Below are 17,485 nucleotides of genomic sequence, written 5' to 3' on the forward strand. Positions count from 1 at the left end.
CATGATTCATTACAAGATATCCTTCCCATGGACCTTACTTTTATGGATATAGCAAAAACGGCTTCCGCCGCTCCTTCCATTCCTCTGCTTGAACTCTCCACGATTTAATTAAGCCAATTACTTTCTCCCGGTCATGAATGATTTCCCTAACTTCCCTGCCTCCGGTCAGCAAATCAATAAAATATCGGGAACCTGACTGTGGAGGCTCCAACCATTGAAATTGCTCTGGATAAAGCGAAGCCAGTTCATGCAAAAGGATCAGCCCTGTATCTACCGCTTGGAATGTGCTGCTGTCCGTTACGAATATCCTTACACCCCCGCACAACTCTCCTGCATGTTTGGAAAAGGTCGGCGACATGTACACGGGGTGCACATGCACTCCCTCCAAGTGGTAATCACGAAAACGTTCCGCCAGCTGTTCACCATCTACCCACGGTGCTCCAATCCACTCGAATGGGCGAGTCGTACCTCTGCCCTCAGAAACATTGGTACCTTCAAACAGACATGTACCTGCATACACCCGCACACTGTCCAGTGTAGGCATATTGGGAGAAGGCAGCATCCAGGGCAAATCACAGTCTGTAAACTCCATAGAGCGCTGCCAGCCTGCCATCATAATTACATCCAGTTCGCAGGGCACCTCCATCTCAATGTTCACCAGCAGGGCCAACTCACCGACCGTCAACCCGGTGCGGACGGGGACACGCCAAGCTCCAACGAGCGATTCATAGCCCGCGCTCAGCACGCCGCCTTCCACCGCATCCCCGCCCAACGGATTGGGACGGTCCAGCACGAGCAGTCGTTTGCCCGTTTCAGCACAGGCCTGCATCATGTGAAACAAGGTCGATGCATAGGTGTAATACCGGACACCCACATCCTGAATGTCATACAATACGGTATCAACACCAGCCAGCATTGCAGGCGTGGGTTTCTTATGTTCCCCATAAAGGCTGAACACCGGAATACCTAAACTTGAATGCATCGTATCCCCAAATCGGACACCAGCCTGAAGCTCACCATCCAGCCCGTGCTCACAAGCATAGAGTGCTGTCAGCTCGACACCGGACAACCCGGCACAAACATCCACTGTCGAGATAAAATCCGCGGTAATTCCGGTCGGATTCGTTATCAGGCCAATTCGTGAGTCCGTTAACCATGGGTGGGAGAGTCCTCCCGACAGAAGATCAACTCCAGTTCTGACGCCCATTACACATTCCCCTGGCTGATCCACCCTGTATGCTGGTGGTCATTGCCGCCAGATGTAGCTGGTTCCTCTTCGGGTTCCAGTACATTAAGGGCGACCTTATGCTGGTAGATGGCAAACATGCCCGCGAACAGTGCCCCGTATCCAACAACCGTCAGCATCAGCAGAGCCGTCAGACACAGCGCCTGAAAACAGGCTCCCATCGTGTACCCCGGATGACGGAAGAATAACTTCACACTTTCCCCCATCGCCTGAATGATGCCCATGTTCTTTTGCAAAACGAGCTGCCACGTATAGAACTGTGACATCAGCGCCATGAGCACGAAGAACGTTTGGAACATGCTCACCGCTGTACCTGTAATCCCGCCCTGTCCGCCGTAATACCACCAGGTTGACCACAGAATGAAGCCAAGCACCGCGAAAAGCACACCTACTGCCCCTCCCGGGATGAATCCCTTCTTCGTTCCGTTCCAGATATCCTTGAGCCCATTGCGGCGTTCCTTGCGTTCCAGCCTGTGATGCACGGCATAACTGACGCCGAACAGGATTGGCATATAAATCACGGCCAAAAGCAGCACCGCGATCGGCAGCGGAGCAAACATCAGAATGGGCACCATTATGATGGAGCTGACAACACTGTACAGGGCTACCGGAATAATATCCCGATAGATTTCCGCCCCAGACTTGACCAACACTTCACTCAGCTTACGCATTTTTATTCTCCCTTCTATATAAATTGGACTAAACATTTACACGATAACGGAGAAGGCAGAACCAATCCGAAGAAGCGAAACATTCAGCTGATATAGCTTACTCCCGTCCAATCGCCAGTTCTGTCTCCGGGTCAAAAAAGTGGGCCTTACGTAGGTCCAGCACAAAATATTTGTCCATTCCTACATAAGCATGTGTTTCCGGGTGAACCTTGGCTGTAACGGTACGGGCACCGGAATGGAAATACACCAGATTCTCGGAGCCCAGATGCTCCACGACTTGAACCCGCGCCTGCAGCATATGGTCTGTCGGAATATTCGGAGCAACATCGTCACCAAAAATATGTTCTGGACGCAGACCCATAATTACCGGCTTGCCCTGATAGCTCTGAAGACGAGCGATTACATCCTCTGGCAAGGTGAATGATGCCCCATCCACGACAACCTGCGTGCCTTCAATCCGGGCATCAATGAAGTTCATCGCCGGGGAACCGATGAATCCGGCAACAAACATATTACGCGGACTCGCATACAGTTCTTTCGGTGAAGCCACCTGCTGAATATCTCCATGATTCATAACTACGATGCGCTCCCCCAATGTCATGGCCTCTACCTGATCATGCGTGACGTATACAATTGTGGCACCGAGCCGCTTATGCAGCTCGCCCAATTCTACCCGCATTTGCACCCGCAGCTTGGCATCCAGATTGGAGAGCGGTTCGTCGAACAGGAATACCTGCGGATCACGGACGATCGCCCGACCCACCGCCACACGCTGACGCTGACCACCGGACAGCTCGCGCGGTTTGCGCTCCAGCATCGCTTCCAGCCCCAGAATAGAGGCCGCGTTCTGTACCTGTTCATCAATATAGGATTTTGGCTTTTTGAGGTTTTTCAGGCCAAAAGACAGATTTTCGCGGATCGTCATATGTGGATACAGCGCATAATCCTGAAATACCATCGCGATATCGCGATCCTTCGGATGCAGATCGTTCACAACCCGTTCCCCGATGACAATGTCTCCACTCGTCTGTTTTTCCAGTCCCGCAATCATCCGCAATGACGTTGTCTTGCCACAGCCCGAAGGACCCACAAAAACCACGAATTCCTTATCTTCTATAACAAAGTCCGAACCGGCCACAGCCGTGAACGTTCCTTTATGATCGTCTTTGAATTCTTTGCGCACTTGGCGAAACTCCACGCGTGCCATAGGTAGATCCCCCTTTACGTTGTCGCTTGTCCTGAACTAAACGTTCACCTTAACCTTTAACTGCACCGATGGTAATACCCTGTAAAAAGTAGCGTTGCAGCGAGAAAAACAGAATAATCATCGGCAGCGCGCCAATCGTTGCCCCTGCCATCATTGCGCCGAAGTCCGTTGATTCGGCAAATACGAACGAGGCCAGCCCCACCTGAACGGTCCGCATCTCGTTGGAATTGGTAATCAGGAATGGCCAGAAAAATTCGTTCCATGAAGCGACAAACGTGAAAATCGCCAGTACCGCGATCCCCGGCTTTGCCATTGGTAGAATCACTTTCCAGAAGATGCCAAACTCGCTGCATGCATCAATACGTGCCGCATGAATCAGCGATGTAGGCAGTGTTGACATGAACTGTTTCATCAAGAAGATATTGCCCACGCTGACGGCAGCAGGCAGAATAATGGCCGTATACGTATCCCCCAGGTCAAACACGTTGACCATCAGAATGTACAAAGGAATCAGCGTTACCTGTGCAGGAATCATCATCGTACCCAACAGGGTCCAGAATACCGCCTGACTTCCCGGAAATTTCAGTTTGGCGAACGCATATCCCGCCAGGGAGGCAAAGAACACATTCGTCACGGTCAGAATGATTGCGATCAGCAGCGAGTTATATAGCCAGCGCCAGGCATCGGTTTTGGCAAAAAAACGCTCATACGGTGATAACGACAACTGCTCCGGAATCATCTGCGGTCTAAAAGAAGCCGACATCGCGCTATCCTGCACCGAGCCGACGAGCATCCAGTACATCGGAATGACCGTCACCAGCGCCCAGGCCACCAGCAGAATGGATGCAACGACAAGCAGTGTCTTTTTCTGTGTTGATTTCATGGATTTCATTCACCCCCGGATGCTTAATGCAACGTGCTTAAAGCTTAGTACTCAATATCGCTGGAGAAATATTTGAACTGGATGATGGAGATGACAATGATGATGATTGCCAATACGAACGACTGTGCAGAAGCCAATCCGAATTCATAAAATTTGAATGCCGTCTCGTATACCAGATAAGCAATCGTCGTTGTCGCAAAGTTCGGTCCACCCTGTGTCATCAGATATACCGAGATGAACACCTGGAAGGACGTAATCACACCCGTCACAAGCAGATACAGCGTCGTTGGTTTGAGCAGCGGCCATGTAATCTTGCTGAACTGGGTCCAGCCGCTGGCATGATCAATATCCGCCGCTTCGTACAGCGATTTCGGAATACCGCCCATGGCTGCCAGATACAGAATGATACCCGCGCCGTGCGATCCGAGCCAGTTCATCAGAATGAGTGAAAAGAGTGCCGTACCTGATTGACCCAGCCAGATTACCGGATCAAGGCCGAATAGGCCGAGGAAGCGGTTCAGCAGTCCCGAATCCGTCGGGTCAAAGATCGCCAGCCATACGATGGAGATGGTTACCCCCGATGCTACCGCAGGCAAGTACAACGTTGCTTTGAAAAAAGTCTGCCACTTGCTTTTCATCTGGAAGATGAAGTAGGACAGCACAAATGTAATAAGAATGTTGACCGGTACCGTACCCACAGTAAAGATAAGTGTGTTCTTAATCGACTTCCAGAACGTCTCATCCTTCACCAGTCGCTCGTAGTTATCCAATCCAACCCACGTCGAATTCATGATGTTGTATTTCTGGAAGCTCATCACGAGAGCCGTCAGGACAGGATACAGTGTGAAAATGAGAAACAGCAGGACAGGCGCCAAAATGAACAAATACGCCCACCCGTAGTCTCGCCAAAACCGGGCAACCCGGGAAGTCCGGGGTACAGACGGTTTTGGCGCAAGGGCGGTCTGCATGGCGAATCCTCCTCTCCTAATCAGTGTGGTTTTGCGTTATGTTATATGGTCAGAGTTATTGTCCAAACATCTGCTGGCCTTTGTTCTTGAAGTCTTCTGCGATCTGCTCCGGTGTTTTCTCACCCGAGAACAGCGCCTGAATGTTAGGCTTCACAACCTGTTCCTTGAATTGTTTTTGCTGTGATGCTTTGTCGATATCCAGTTCCAGTACAACCGGCATGGCAATATTCTCTGCCATTACTTTCGCAGCAGCCAGATTATCCGGTTGACCAAGCTCTTTTCCTTTAAACAGATCCACCTGGGATTGTCTTACGAATGGCAGCGCCAGTTCATTGGCCGAGTTTCCTGCTTTGGCACCACTAAGCGCCTCCATCACGAGGAATGTATTTTGGGCATGCTGTTCGCCCTTATCCTTCTTCTGTTTGAAAGCTACGTACCCTTCGCCGCCCATCGTTGCTGCCGCAGGTTGATCGTCGTTATGCGGTACAGGCAGCAGGACAAAATCAATTTTCTCCCCTTGTACCTTTCCGTCATCAATATCCTTGTTGCGGTTCTGAATCATGACATCATAATAAGGAATCGCTTTGGAGATGATTGCCGTTTCACCCGCGTAGAACATATCCGTCCGTTTTGCCGGAGCAAGAGCTGCCGTTTCCTTCGGCATATAACCTTGATCCATCAGGTTTTTGATAAAAGAGAGCGTATCCAGAATGCGTCCATCATTCCATTGGAACGTGCCGTCTTTGGCGAGAACGTCAATCATGCCGTTATTTCGGGACAGCATTTCAATGAAATCAAGCGAGGTTCCGTCGGTCACCAGTGCATACTGTTTAGCCCCGCCATCCAGCGTTTTCGTCAGCTTGGCTGCGGCAGCGTTGAATTCGGACCAAGTCCAGCCATTTTGCTGAATGGATTTCCAGTCAATACCCGCTTCCTCCAGAATGCGTTTGTTGCCACCCCATGCCCATTGGAATTGATACAACGGCAATCCGTACTGCTTCCCTTGGATCTGGCCCAATTCAAGCGTACCCGGCAGATAGTCATCCTTGATCTCAGGTGTCAGGTAGCTATCCAACTCAAGTGCCAAGCCCGTATTTACATATGTGCCATCTACACTATGAAAGTAAAGATCCGGCGGATTGCCCGCGTTCAGAGCGACATCGAATTTTTTGGGCCCTTCCGCCCAGGAGAGCATTTCCGTCTTCACGGTAATGTTCGGGTGTTCTTTATTGAAATCAACGATCAGATCTTTCAGTTCATCTTCATACGTCCCATGCACCGGATAAGTCCATACCGTCACCGTATCTTCCGCATTGGGATCATCTGAAGCAGCACCACCGCTATTCCCGCAGGCAGTAACCCAGACCATCATCAACAACATTGCCCATACCAGACCCTTCTTTTTCATCCCTTCATCTCCTTCGCGTGTCGTCTCCCGATTATTGCATTGCCTAACCATGCTACCCCTTTTGAAATCATCCATCCTTAAACGGCATAACTGACTAATGAGCGTGGCAGTAAGGAAAATGCACCTCCCTTATGGATTAGACCTGAACGTACGCAGGATTAATCTCTTAAATGCAATATTAACGTCAACTTAGTTGACATTAACAGTATTAATTCCTTCCAAAATTGTAGATTGAATTCATTATATGAGCTATGAAATAAAAATTCAACATTATTTTTTATTCTAAAATTTAATTTTACTTTTTCTTTTTATGCCTCTATACTATGTAAAAAGAAAACTCAAGCAAGCGAGGTGAGCCACTTTGCGAGTATATGTCGGCGTAGATGGAGGCGGTACCAATACTGATGCAGCAATCATTTCTGAATTTGGGGAAATTCTTGCCCGGCTCAGCGGCGGTCCCACAAACCCTCACAGCGTACCACCTGAACAGGCCCTTTCTGAATTGCAACGAGTGCTGGAACAGCTATTTAATCTAGTAAGTGATTTATCGACAAATTGTGAAGGTATATGCCTCGGCATGTCAGGTGTGGATACGATCCAAGAACGGCAACTTATAGCCGACGCAGTAAATAATTATATGAAGAACAGTAATCGACACAAATCAGATGCCTGTCCAGTCTGGGTTGTATCCGAAGGAGAGATCGCCCTGATGGCCTCTGTCGGACATACTCACGGTGTATTGTGCATCTCTGGAACAGGGTCTATCGTGTACGGTTTTACGCTGGAAGGAGAACGATACCGGGCAGGGGGCTGGGGTCATCTGCTCGGAGATGAGGGGAGTGGCTATCGCATTGGACAACGTGCACTGCAAGTGGTCATGCAGAGCTATGACGGCGTTCTTCCTCCAACCGGTTTAACTCCGCTTCTTATAAAGAAGCTGAACCTTCGGGATATATCGGAGCTAAAGGCACGGGTGTATCAATCCGACTGGGGCAAAACCGAGACCGCATCCATCGCCCGTCTTGCTATAGAAGCTGCTGAATCCGGGGATGAGGCTGCCCGGGCGCTGATCATCGAGGAAGCCGGACAATTGGCAATTACGGCAAAAGCACTGATTGCCCGTCATCCCGAATTTGCAACCACTCAGATTGTCCTGTCCGGATCACTATTCCGATACGCTGCGCTTTTCCGAGATACATTTATCCAGAAGCTGTCAGGATATTATGAAGAATTGGACTTTGTATATCGTGAAGATGCCACTGCTCCAGCGGTAGGTGCAGCACAACTGGCAAGAAGACGCTGTTCCTTGAAAGATTGAAAGAATCATTTTAAAAGAGAGAAGGAGGCCATACGGATGAACCACATGCTGAACTCATTATTAACGGAACAACCCAATCCACTAACGGATCATATAGATGAATTGCCCTCAGCAGAAATTATGGAACTGATTAATAAGGAAGATCAACGGATTGCGGAGCTGATTCAGCCCCTGATCCCGGTCATTGCCCAAGCGGCGGACCGAATCTTGGAGGCATTTCAGTCCGGTGGCAGGCTGTTCTATGTAGGTGCAGGCACCAGTGGGCGATTGGGCATACTTGACGCTTCGGAATGCCCGCCTACCTACGGAACCCCTCCCTCCATGGTACAGGGTATTATTGCAGGGGGATTTCGGGCAGTGAAGGACCCGGTGGAAGGTGCTGAGGATAGCGAGGAATTGGGGGCTGCAGACCTGGATGAGCATGGAATAGGCGAAAACGATGTCGTGGTTGGTATCGCAGCCAGTGGGCGAACGCCATATGTGCTGGGTGCGATGAGACACGCCAAGGAGATCGGAGCTACTGTGATCAGCCTGAGTAACAACGCAGGTACGCCAATGACCCTTTTGGCTGATGTAAGCATTGAGGCTGTTGTCGGCCCGGAGGTTGTCATGGGGTCAACACGCATGAAGGCAGGCAGCGCCCAGAAGATGATTCTGAACATGCTGACCACTACCGCCATGATTCGTCTAGGCAAGGTGTACCGCAATTTCATGGTCGATCTGAACCCTTCCAACGAAAAGCTTGTCCATCGGGCCAAACGCATGATCCATCTGGCAACCGGAGCGAACGAAGCGGACATTGAACAGGCTTTTGCCGGCGCAGACGGTCATGTGAAAACGGCAATCGTTATGCTGATGGCAGGCGTGGACGCCGTGGAAGCTCAGCGCAGACTGGATCTGGCTGACGGATTCGTCCGCAGCGCCATTAAGGGGCCTTCCTGAACCATGCAGGGCGCATAGCCCTTGAAGTTGAAAGAGTCCGACATAGGTGTCCGGGCTCTTTTTTTGATTTTTCATACTACAAGCGGATATCATCCGTCAAAAAAACCCCTCCTGTATAAACAGAAAGGGATTCAAATCGTTCAAATTCACTTATGCTCCAAAATAGCCTGCCGGCTCTTCTCCAAATATTCCACCGTCTGGTTGTAGTCGCGGCTGGCAATCGCCAGATACAAAATGTCGATGACGTTCAGCTGTGCAATGCGTGACGACGTTGCTCCGCTCCGGATATCGCTTTCGGTGGAAGTAATCATCAGGGGTACATCCGCCAGACTGCTGAGCGTATTGCTGCCCCACTTGGTAATGCTAATCGTTGCAGCGCCGCCTTCACGAGCATGCTTCAGACAGGAGATCACGTTCGAAGTCTCCCCTGAATACGAGATACATACCACCGCATCATCTTCGCGAAGCGTCGTTGCGGACGAAATCTGCATATGCGGATCGGCGAACGAAAAGCTTGTACGATTGATTCGCATGAACTTGTAGTGTGCATCCAGCGCAATCAGGTTGGAGGCCCCCACCCCGTAGAAAAAGATTCGTTTCGCCCGATGAAGCACATCCACCGCCTGTTCCACCAGACGCGGGTCCAAAATATGAACTGTATCCTTCACCGATTGAATATTGTTTGCGGACACATGCTGAATAATGCTCTCCATGGAGTCCTGGGGACGAATCTCCGTATATTGATATTGTTCACCTGTCTGCAAATCTCCGGCAATTTTCAGCTTCAGCTCCTGAAAACCCGTTACACCCAGTGATTTGCAGAGACGGATAATGGCAGCCGGGCTGCCACCGCTCCGTTCAGACAGCTGTGCCACCGAGGACTGAACCGTTTCTTGGGGATGATCGAGAATATAAGCCCCGATCTTCCGTTCCGATGGAGTCAAGTCATCCATTAATGCGCGTAAACGTACAAGTCCACCCTTCATGCCTTCCATCCGCTCCCCCTTTCCGTACTGCCTTCATGTACAAGCATTTTATCCTATAATTGCAATGGAGTCTAATCGGTTAAACGCTCTTGCATAGCCAAATCATTCGAAAACAAGGACTCACTACAGTGTCAGATTGCCCGATATTACTGCATGTTTCGCGCCGGTTACTGCCGGGAGTGTGTTGGTTCTGCCCATAAGTGCCTCATGGCCAAGGAGGGCAAATCCGATCGCTTCGCGGGCATCATCCGGTATGCCATAATCCGCGGTACGTTCCAAACGAATGCCTCCCGGTAGTCGCTGACGGATCATCTCCATTAACGTGGCATTGGAAGTGCCGCCTCCGCAAGCCAGCATGGCCGATATTTGCACCTTCGGCAGGATAAAATCCTCCACTGCCCGCACGATCGTCTCCGCAGTTAGACAGGTGGCGGTAGCCAGCGTATCTTCCAAGGATAAGGAACGCGCAGCAGCCATCTCCATCAGGCGCGCTGCATATGCCGCACCGTACACTTCACGTCCCGTGCTTTTGGGAGGGAGCCTTTTGAAATAATTATCGTCCAAACACAGATCCACCAGACCCTGATCACATGTCCCTTGTGCGGCCATGCTTCCATTCGGATCATAATGCTGCCGCCCACCTGTCGCCTGACGTACAATCGCGTCCATTACCATATTCCCGGGTCCCGTATCAAAAGCCGAGATACCTTCGGCAGATGACGCTGCCGGGAGCACCGTGACGTTGCCAATGCCGCCGATATTTTGTACCAGCCGCCCTTCCGTTGGGCTACGAAACATTAACGCATCGGCGTAAGGAGTGAGAGGCGCTCCCTCCCCACCAGCCGCCATATCCCGTGCCCGCAGATTACCGATCACTGGCAGGCCCGTTCGTTCACGTACGACGGCGCATTCGCCAATCTGGAGCGTGGACACCACGGGAAGGCTCCCGCCAGTTGGCCCCGGAAAATCCGAAGCAACAGGTGCGTGCCATACGGTCTGCCCATGCATGCTGATCGCATCCACCTGCCCGGATGAGATTCCTGAAGATCGAATAAGCTCACTGACACTGTGTGCATACCACTCCGATACACCAAAATGTGCAGCCGTCAGCTCATCCACGCGTGCCGTCTCCGGTGAGCATAGTCGAATCAGCACTTCTCTCAATTCATTGGAGTACGGTACGCAGACGAAGTCAACCAGATCGATCTTTTGCAATGCCCCGCTGTCATCTGTCAGAATCCTCACCAATGCCGCATCCGTCCCGTCGAGGGACGTGCCTGACATCAATCCAATGATGTAATGCTCCCGTTTCAAGCGATATTGCTCCCACATCGGATAGCTGCCTGTATCCATCCATTCACAACCTCCCGCCAGACCCGATGAACACGTCATCCTGCCATAATTTCACCCAGTATATGATATAAAATTTCACAAGTCAAATATTTAATGAAATTAAATTACACACTTCCCACCATAGCTAGTCTTTGTCTGAACTGGAATCCTCACGACATGCTTTCAATAAATAAAAATAGATAAATAACGATCAAAAAAGAAACATTTTTACAATTTTACCGTTTATATAATGAAGGTATATTTTGGAATGGACATTTTGAGGATTAGAAACCGTCACAAGCGGAAGGAGATACCAAGATGAACAACGCTGCTATTTGGTTTTCAACGGTCCTATTACTGGGGGGATTGACGACTACATCGTCATCCGTTGTTGGTGCCAAACCTGCCGCGCCAGAACTAATTTCACAACATTCCGTTGATGCGACTTCTGTAACTCCTTCCATCTATGCAAGCATCAAACCATTTAAAAAGAATAACAGTGCAAACAAAATCATCTGGAAAGGAGGAAGTATTACTTTAACCGCTACTACAGTGAAGTTGGAAGGTAAGCCCACATTTGAACAAAACGTAATTCAATCCATTGTCGTCACCAAGGGGAGCCAGAAACATACGATCGAAACGAGTGATTTGGAGGATAATTGGCTCGATATCTCAAGTGTTGTTGCCTCCAACTCCAATACATGGCTTGCTATAAATGCAAAACGTAGCGCAGGAAACACTCTGATGCTGCTTAACCTTCAAACGGGTGAAGTGACGGAATTAAATGACCGATTGAAAAAAGCAGGCAAGAAAAACATAGAAACCATTGCCACTTATAACTGGGCACCCCACGAGGATCAGATAGCCTTTTCTTACGGAGATCCCTCCAAGAGCTCACTAGCCATCTACAATGTTCAGAAAGAGAGCCTTATATACCTACCCAGAGCAACCAATTATATTAGTACCAATCTGATTCTGTGGCAAAAAAACGGAAAAACACTAGATTACATCAGTGAGTACCCATCTGATCAAATGATACTTTATAGGTATAGCTTAGAGAGTAACAAGGTGAAGCCCGTTAAGAAAATCAGTCGTAATGAGTTTGCTGAATGGTTTAAGCTGGATAAGTATCCAACACAGTAACGATCTAAATAGTAGAGGTGCATAATGAAAAAAACGATTTTACTCCTGTTTTTGAGCCTGTTTTTTCTAGCTTTACTCCCTAGCCAGGGAAACGCCGCTGCAAGCACGTCGAAAATCTTCTTGGACGGCGAGGAATTAATCCTCCCAAGTGACGTTCAGGTGACCATTGTAAATAAGAATGTGATGATTCCCATTCGTGTCGTTGCCGAAAACTTGAAATTCAAAGTGGATTGGAATCAAAATGCACGTAATGTAAAGATCCAGCAAAATGACAAGACGATTTCTTTAACCGTTGATCAAAAGCAAGCCATGGTTGCGGACAAGCAGGTCACCCTGAACACAGCCCCACTCATTTTGAATAACACCATGGTGGTACCCATTCGATTTGTCAGTGAACAAATGGGACTCAACGTGAAATGGAACAACAAGGAAAAGATTGTATACTTAATCAACACCGACACCAGTAAGCAGCCCACAGATGAACCGGGGAATGGTTCAGGAAACGGTAGCCCAACATCGCTAACCCATGTTACGGATATCCAATTTGCTAACAATCAGCTCGTCGTGTCTATGGATGGTCAATCCAAACCCGTGATGACAACTTTGAAGAACCCCGATCGTCTGGTCGTGGATCTGCCCGGAGCAGTGTTTGGTGATCTATCACAACCTTTGAATCAAAACATGAATGGCAAATTGGATGTGGACGCATACCCCAATATAACGGAAGTTAGATATTCTCTTTTTAAACAAGACCCTGGGCAAGTCCGAATTGTCGTAGAATTGAATCATGTGAAGGATGTCCAATACAGCCAGAACCTGATTGCCGATAAACTGATTATTGATCTAAATGTTTCGGGAGATAATGTCACATCTGTTCCTGTAACTCCTGTAGGCAATTCAGGACGCAAGGTCGTTGTCATCGACCCAGGCCATGGTGGTAAAGATCCAGGTTCAACCAGTATCACCAACAAACCCGAGAAAGAATATAACCTGGCATTGGCTCTCAAAGTACAAGCACTGCTTCTCAATGAGCCGGATATCGAATTGGTGATGACTCGTGACGGTGATACTTATCCCACCCGCCCGGAGCGTGTTCAGCTCGCCAATCAATTAAACGCGGATGTATTTGTATCTATCCATGGCAATAATGTGGAGTCCTCACCCCAGGCGACAGGTACGGAGACGTTCTACTACCAACGCAGTAGCAGCAAAGAATTAGCCAATATCATTCACCAGCGTTTGGTTAAAGCCATGGGGCTCAAAGACCGTGGTGTGAAAAATGGTAACTTGGAAGTGATCAGAGACACGACCATGCCTGCAGTACTTTTGGAAGTGGGATTCCTGAGTAATGTTCTGGATGAAGAACTAATGTCATCCGATGTCGTTCAGATGAAAGCCGCTCAAGCGATAGCAGATGGGATTAAGGAATACCTGGGTATAAATTAAAGGATAGAACATAATGTAAATACGCTAGAGGATGTGATCCATTGAAAACGAAATTGGGATGTGCACTCGTCTTATCCTTCTTCATGATTGTTGGCATTGGTTGTGCTCAGAAGCCAGTCAGTGAATCCGGATCGGCTGAACCTGCTGTTCAGGGGGGACAGTCACCAAACCCATCCGAAACCAAGGTGGACCTGGGCACAATGAACACACAAGCGGTTGATGTGTATTTCGCAGATTCACAGGTACTGGAACTGGAGAAAAAAGAGCAGGAAATTGAATATAAGGACGATTCCGAGAAATACAAAAAAACATTTGAAGCTTTACAAAACAATACTGATTCGGAGCTTGTATCCCTCTGGGAGAAGGTCGAATTGCTCTCCATACAGTACGGCGAGGGCAAAGTCACTCTGGATGTTCATATCCCGGATGAGGCCAAATTGGGAACCAGTGGCGAACTGCTTGCATTGGATGCACTGACCCAGACGATGTTTCAATATGATGAAGTAGAAAGTATTGATATCCTGGTGGACGGTGAAGCCCTGGACAGCTTGATGGGCCATTCAGAGCTGGAGCACCCTATTCAGCGCCAATCCTAATTTTAAAAAAGACACCGGATGATTCTCTCCTTGAATCATCTCCCTTGCATGATGAGAAGCATAATTTCTCATCATGCATTTTTATTTTTATAAAAATCAACATTCAAAAAGGCGTCTCCAGGGACGCCCTACATAGATCCAATCCTTATAAAATTCCTATCTACAGATACAGCTCATCTCCGGGAGATAGCGAATGCAGTATTTCCTTCCCCGAGACCCATTTTTCGCTGAGTAAGCCTTCTCTCAGTTTATCCGTCTCTGCCCGATCCGCATGCACAAGCACCGTATGCCTTGCAGGAACCTGGTGCAGCATTCTCTCAACATCCTTCCAGCCCTGGTGTACCTTATAACGTATTTTACGTACTTCGCACGCGCCATACTTTGCAGGATTCTGCAAAAGCCTATGAGCGTACGTGCCAGCAGAGACATGTCCAGTGAGCAGCACCAGATTATTTCCACCGTCCGCAAACTGGCTATAGTACCAGCGAGCAAGAGAGGACTGCATCATCCCGTCCGGAATGAACCACAAAGAAGCAGCATGGTGATTCAGTAGCCGCTCTCGTTCTTCCTTTGTCACAGGCAGCTCCCAACCTTGACCACTCAGAAAACGCCCAATCGCATCCTTCACAGCACCCGGTATGTGTTCTTCCTCTTCCTTTAACCAGTATGGAGCACGTAAAAGCTGCTTTAGTCCATCCACCAAGCCTTGTTCCACTACAATCGGAACGTCCGGGAACTGCTGCTGTGCCCACAGCATGATTTCCTGACCACGACCCACCGAAGGCATAGGCATCAGCACCTTTCCACCCCGGGCAATCGTCTCACGGATGACAAGCTCCAGTTGCTCCAGCTTGTTGCCCTGTGTATCGCGATCTGTACCATATGCGGCATCCACAATCGCCAAATCCAGCAGGCTAATTGGAGATGCTTTGGTCACTTCTGCTTCCTTCGATGTGGAATTGCCAAGCCGTTGCTCTACAAACCTTCCTGCTGATACCGATGATCGCAACACCCCTTCGGATAAAGCAGAGGCCAAGGTACGCGATGCGGATGGCTCTCCTGCCACAGCATGCCCACCATTCACGGCGGTTAGTGTACCCAGCTTCCAACGTGTAGTAACTGAAGCATCAAGGCCCCGCTTGTTACGTGGTAACCTTGCCTGCCAGAACGCATCGGCTGGACAATCCTCCTGCAAAAGCATGGACTCCGACGTGTAGTCGCCGGAATAAAATATCCGCTTATCTTCCATTTCCAGTCCGAACCATACCGATCCTGCAAGGTGTCCACTGCGCCCCCAGACCGCCGAGACGCCAGGGAAAAGTTCAAACCAGGTTCCACCCTCGGCTTCATCCTCCAAAAACCGATACCGAATCAATTGTTCATCGCCTTCTTCGTAAGGCAGGGCATGCCCTGCTCGCTCCATATTCCTGCGCCAAGCTCTGAAATAGGTGTCCAGCTGCTCCCTGGTTTCCCGCGTCGTCCATACTTCGCCCTGATACCCCAGTCTATAGAGCAAGGGAATAGCGACAGAATGATCCTCATGGGCGTGAGACAACAGCACTACATCCAGCTTCTTAACAATTTCCGGTTCGATCAGCGGGTATTCGCCGGCTCCTTCTTTTTTCACTCCACAATCCAGTAAAAGCTGAACCCGGCTCCCACTCAGCAGATAGGCGGAACGTCCATGTTCCCCTGCACCGCCCCATACCTTCAGTTTGATCATGATGCATTCCACTTTCTCTTCGAATTCAGAACTTCAATACCAAGCAGCATCAGTACCGTCATGCCGACAGTAACCACGGCCATCGCCATCCCCAATGAGACCTGACCTTGTTCAAACTGTGCAAAAATATACGTAGCCGAGGTCTGCATCGATGGAGGTAAAATCAACAGCGACCCTACCAGTTCCCGAGTGGCAATCGTGAATGTCATCATCCACCCGGCCAGCATGCCGGGAATGATCAGTGGTAGAAGAATGCGCCGCAGAATATACAGCGGCGTTCCGCCAAAGACCTGACCCGCTTGGAATAACGTTCCGTCAATCTGGGTGAAGCTTGATTTGACATACTGCACCGTGTACGGCAAGAAGAGCACCACATACGTCAGAACAACCATTCCGTACGAGTTGTACAACGTGAACGGCATCCATGGTGAATTCCAGAAGAGGATCAGACCCACCACCATGACAATGCCCGGTACCGTATTTGGCAGCAGACTGAACAGATCAATGACACGCTGCATAAAGGAAGATGACTTACCAATCGTCAGTGCAAAACCTGTACCGATAATAACCGCAACTGTCGAAGCTGCCAGTGACAGTCCCAGACTGTTCCCGATTGCTTTCATACTGACCGATCCCCAGGATAGTAATTCCCGGTAATGATCCAGCGTCAGATTATCGAAGGACAATCCCGCCCCACGCAGCTTCATCGTCGACGCCGCAATAATGGAGAAATACGGAATGCCCACTGACAGAATTAGCAGCAACGCGAGATACAACCCGCACAACCAGCCCGCTCCGCCGCGTAGGGAGTACCGTTTGGAACGCTGCCCTTTGCCCCCTACCAGACGGTATGTGAACTTGCGACTCATCGCAGACTGCATGTACCACATCACCAGACAGACCGACAGCAGCACGGAAGCAAGCGAAGTTGCCTTGCCAAAATCAATCGGCCAACTGGAGATATACTTGTGAATTTCGGAGGTCATGACATAATAGCCAATCTTGCGTCCGAAGGTTGCTGGCGTTCCGAATTCTGCGATCGTTTTGACAAAGACGAGCATGATCCCCATGCCATAGGAAGACAACAGCAGTGGTAAAATAATGCGTCTGAATCGGTATCCCGCACGTCCCCCGTGCACCGCTCCCGCTTCTTCCAGATTGCCTCCAATACGAATGATGGCATCCCGAAGCAACAGGTACAGGAAGGGGAACAGGTGCAGACTCATAATGAGCACCATGCCCCAGAAGCTGAAGAACAGCTCACTCCAGCTTGCAGAGGAGGGGACCCATTGCTGCAGGTATCCCCCTTTTTGCATAAACAGAATCCAGCCCATAGAGCCGATATACGGCGGTGTCATGAACGGAATCATGAGGATTACGTCCACCCAGCGATGCTGTCCCATGCGGGTCTTCGCCATCATCCAGGCCAGTGGCAATGCCAGCAGCGTTGTTACAGCCACCACGCAGATCCCCAACCATACGGAATTCAGCAGCACCCCGGATAAATGCTGTCCGGTAATGGTCCGAATCGGAGCCATCCAATCCCATTGCCCGTCCGGATACACACTTTGCCAGAAAATTAGCAAGAGCGGTACACCAATGCTTATCATTAGCAG

Annotated in this window: 15 protein-coding genes; 5 read left to right on the forward strand and 10 right to left on the reverse strand. The window is 49.6% G+C overall.

Annotated elements, in window-relative coordinates:
* Positions 1–40: 40 nt before the first annotated feature.
* The 6 genes from P364_RS0122630 to P364_RS0122655 form a co-directional block, all read right to left on the reverse strand.
* Entirely contained in the window at positions 41–1,207 is a 1,167-nt protein-coding gene (locus tag P364_RS0122630; protein ID WP_024632348.1) for an exo-beta-N-acetylmuramidase NamZ family protein, read from the reverse strand.
* Positions 1,207–1,917 carry a hypothetical protein gene (locus P364_RS0122635; RefSeq protein ID WP_024632349.1) on the reverse strand — a complete coding sequence of 237 codons (711 nt, stop codon included), beginning with the start codon at positions 1,915–1,917 and terminating at the stop codon, positions 1,207–1,209. Before P364_RS0122635 ends, P364_RS0122630 begins: the two co-directional genes overlap by 1 nt.
* 97 nt (positions 1,918–2,014) lie before the next feature.
* The gene (locus P364_RS0122640; RefSeq protein WP_024632350.1) at positions 2,015–3,124 is read right to left on the reverse strand and encodes an ABC transporter ATP-binding protein; all 1,110 of its coding nucleotides are present in this window, start codon (positions 3,122–3,124) and stop codon (positions 2,015–2,017) included.
* A 49-nt stretch (positions 3,125–3,173) separates the two neighbouring features.
* Positions 3,174–4,007, reverse strand: coding sequence for a carbohydrate ABC transporter permease (locus P364_RS0122645; protein ID WP_024632351.1), 834 nt, complete (start codon positions 4,005–4,007; stop codon positions 3,174–3,176).
* A 44-nt stretch (positions 4,008–4,051) separates the two neighbouring features.
* Positions 4,052–4,975: a carbohydrate ABC transporter permease gene (locus P364_RS0122650; RefSeq protein ID WP_024632352.1), complete on the reverse strand. Its 924-nt coding sequence runs from the start codon at positions 4,973–4,975 to the stop codon at positions 4,052–4,054.
* A 55-nt stretch (positions 4,976–5,030) separates the two neighbouring features.
* Positions 5,031–6,383: an ABC transporter substrate-binding protein gene (locus tag P364_RS0122655; RefSeq protein WP_024632353.1), complete on the reverse strand. Its 1,353-nt coding sequence runs from the start codon at positions 6,381–6,383 to the stop codon at positions 5,031–5,033.
* A 361-nt stretch (positions 6,384–6,744) separates the two neighbouring features.
* On the opposite strand from P364_RS0122655, the gene P364_RS0122660 reads away from it, so the two are divergent.
* Both P364_RS0122660 and murQ read left to right on the forward strand, forming a co-directional pair.
* Entirely contained in the window at positions 6,745–7,701 is a 957-nt protein-coding gene (locus P364_RS0122660; protein WP_024632354.1) for an N-acetylglucosamine kinase, read from the forward strand.
* 36 nt (positions 7,702–7,737) lie between these two features.
* A complete protein-coding gene (gene murQ / locus P364_RS0122665; RefSeq protein ID WP_024632355.1) occupies positions 7,738–8,643 on the forward strand; it encodes an N-acetylmuramic acid 6-phosphate etherase in 906 nt (301 codons plus the stop codon).
* A gap of 146 nt (positions 8,644–8,789) precedes the next feature.
* On the opposite strand, the gene P364_RS0122670 is transcribed toward murQ, so the two are convergent.
* Both P364_RS0122670 and P364_RS0122675 read right to left on the reverse strand, forming a co-directional pair.
* A complete protein-coding gene (locus tag P364_RS0122670; RefSeq protein WP_024632356.1) occupies positions 8,790–9,629 on the reverse strand; it encodes a MurR/RpiR family transcriptional regulator in 840 nt (279 codons plus the stop codon).
* A 123-nt stretch (positions 9,630–9,752) separates the two neighbouring features.
* Entirely contained in the window at positions 9,753–10,982 is a 1,230-nt protein-coding gene (locus P364_RS0122675; RefSeq protein ID WP_029881225.1) for an anhydro-N-acetylmuramic acid kinase, read from the reverse strand.
* 297 nt (positions 10,983–11,279) lie between these two features.
* On the opposite strand from P364_RS0122675, the gene P364_RS0122680 reads away from it, so the two are divergent.
* The 3 genes from P364_RS0122680 to P364_RS0122690 are packed head-to-tail and all read left to right on the forward strand — an operon-like array spanning position 11,280 to position 14,146.
* Positions 11,280–12,104, forward strand: a complete 825-nt coding sequence (locus P364_RS0122680; protein WP_024632358.1) for a hypothetical protein — start codon at positions 11,280–11,282, stop codon at positions 12,102–12,104.
* A 24-nt stretch (positions 12,105–12,128) separates the two neighbouring features.
* Complete coding sequence (locus P364_RS0122685; protein ID WP_024632359.1) at positions 12,129–13,550, forward strand: N-acetylmuramoyl-L-alanine amidase family protein; 1,422 nt, start codon at positions 12,129–12,131, stop codon at positions 13,548–13,550.
* Positions 13,551–13,591: 41 nt separating this feature from the next.
* Positions 13,592–14,146, forward strand: a complete 555-nt coding sequence (locus P364_RS0122690) for a GerMN domain-containing protein (RefSeq protein ID WP_024632360.1) — start codon at positions 13,592–13,594, stop codon at positions 14,144–14,146.
* A 160-nt stretch (positions 14,147–14,306) separates the two neighbouring features.
* Here the strand turns inward: P364_RS0122690 and P364_RS0122695 are convergent, their stop codons facing one another.
* Positions 14,307–15,869 carry an MBL fold metallo-hydrolase gene (locus P364_RS0122695; RefSeq protein ID WP_024632361.1) on the reverse strand — a complete coding sequence of 521 codons (1,563 nt, stop codon included), beginning with the start codon at positions 15,867–15,869 and terminating at the stop codon, positions 14,307–14,309.
* Positions 15,866–17,479, reverse strand: a complete 1,614-nt coding sequence (locus P364_RS0122700) for an ABC transporter permease (protein ID WP_236642075.1) — start codon at positions 17,477–17,479, stop codon at positions 15,866–15,868. Before P364_RS0122700 ends, P364_RS0122695 begins: the two co-directional genes overlap by 4 nt.
* Positions 17,480–17,485 lie beyond the last annotated feature (6 nt).

This window comes from Paenibacillus sp. MAEPY2, from assembly GCF_000499205.1.
Lineage (GTDB): Bacteria > Bacillota > Bacilli > Paenibacillales > Paenibacillaceae > Paenibacillus > Paenibacillus vandeheii.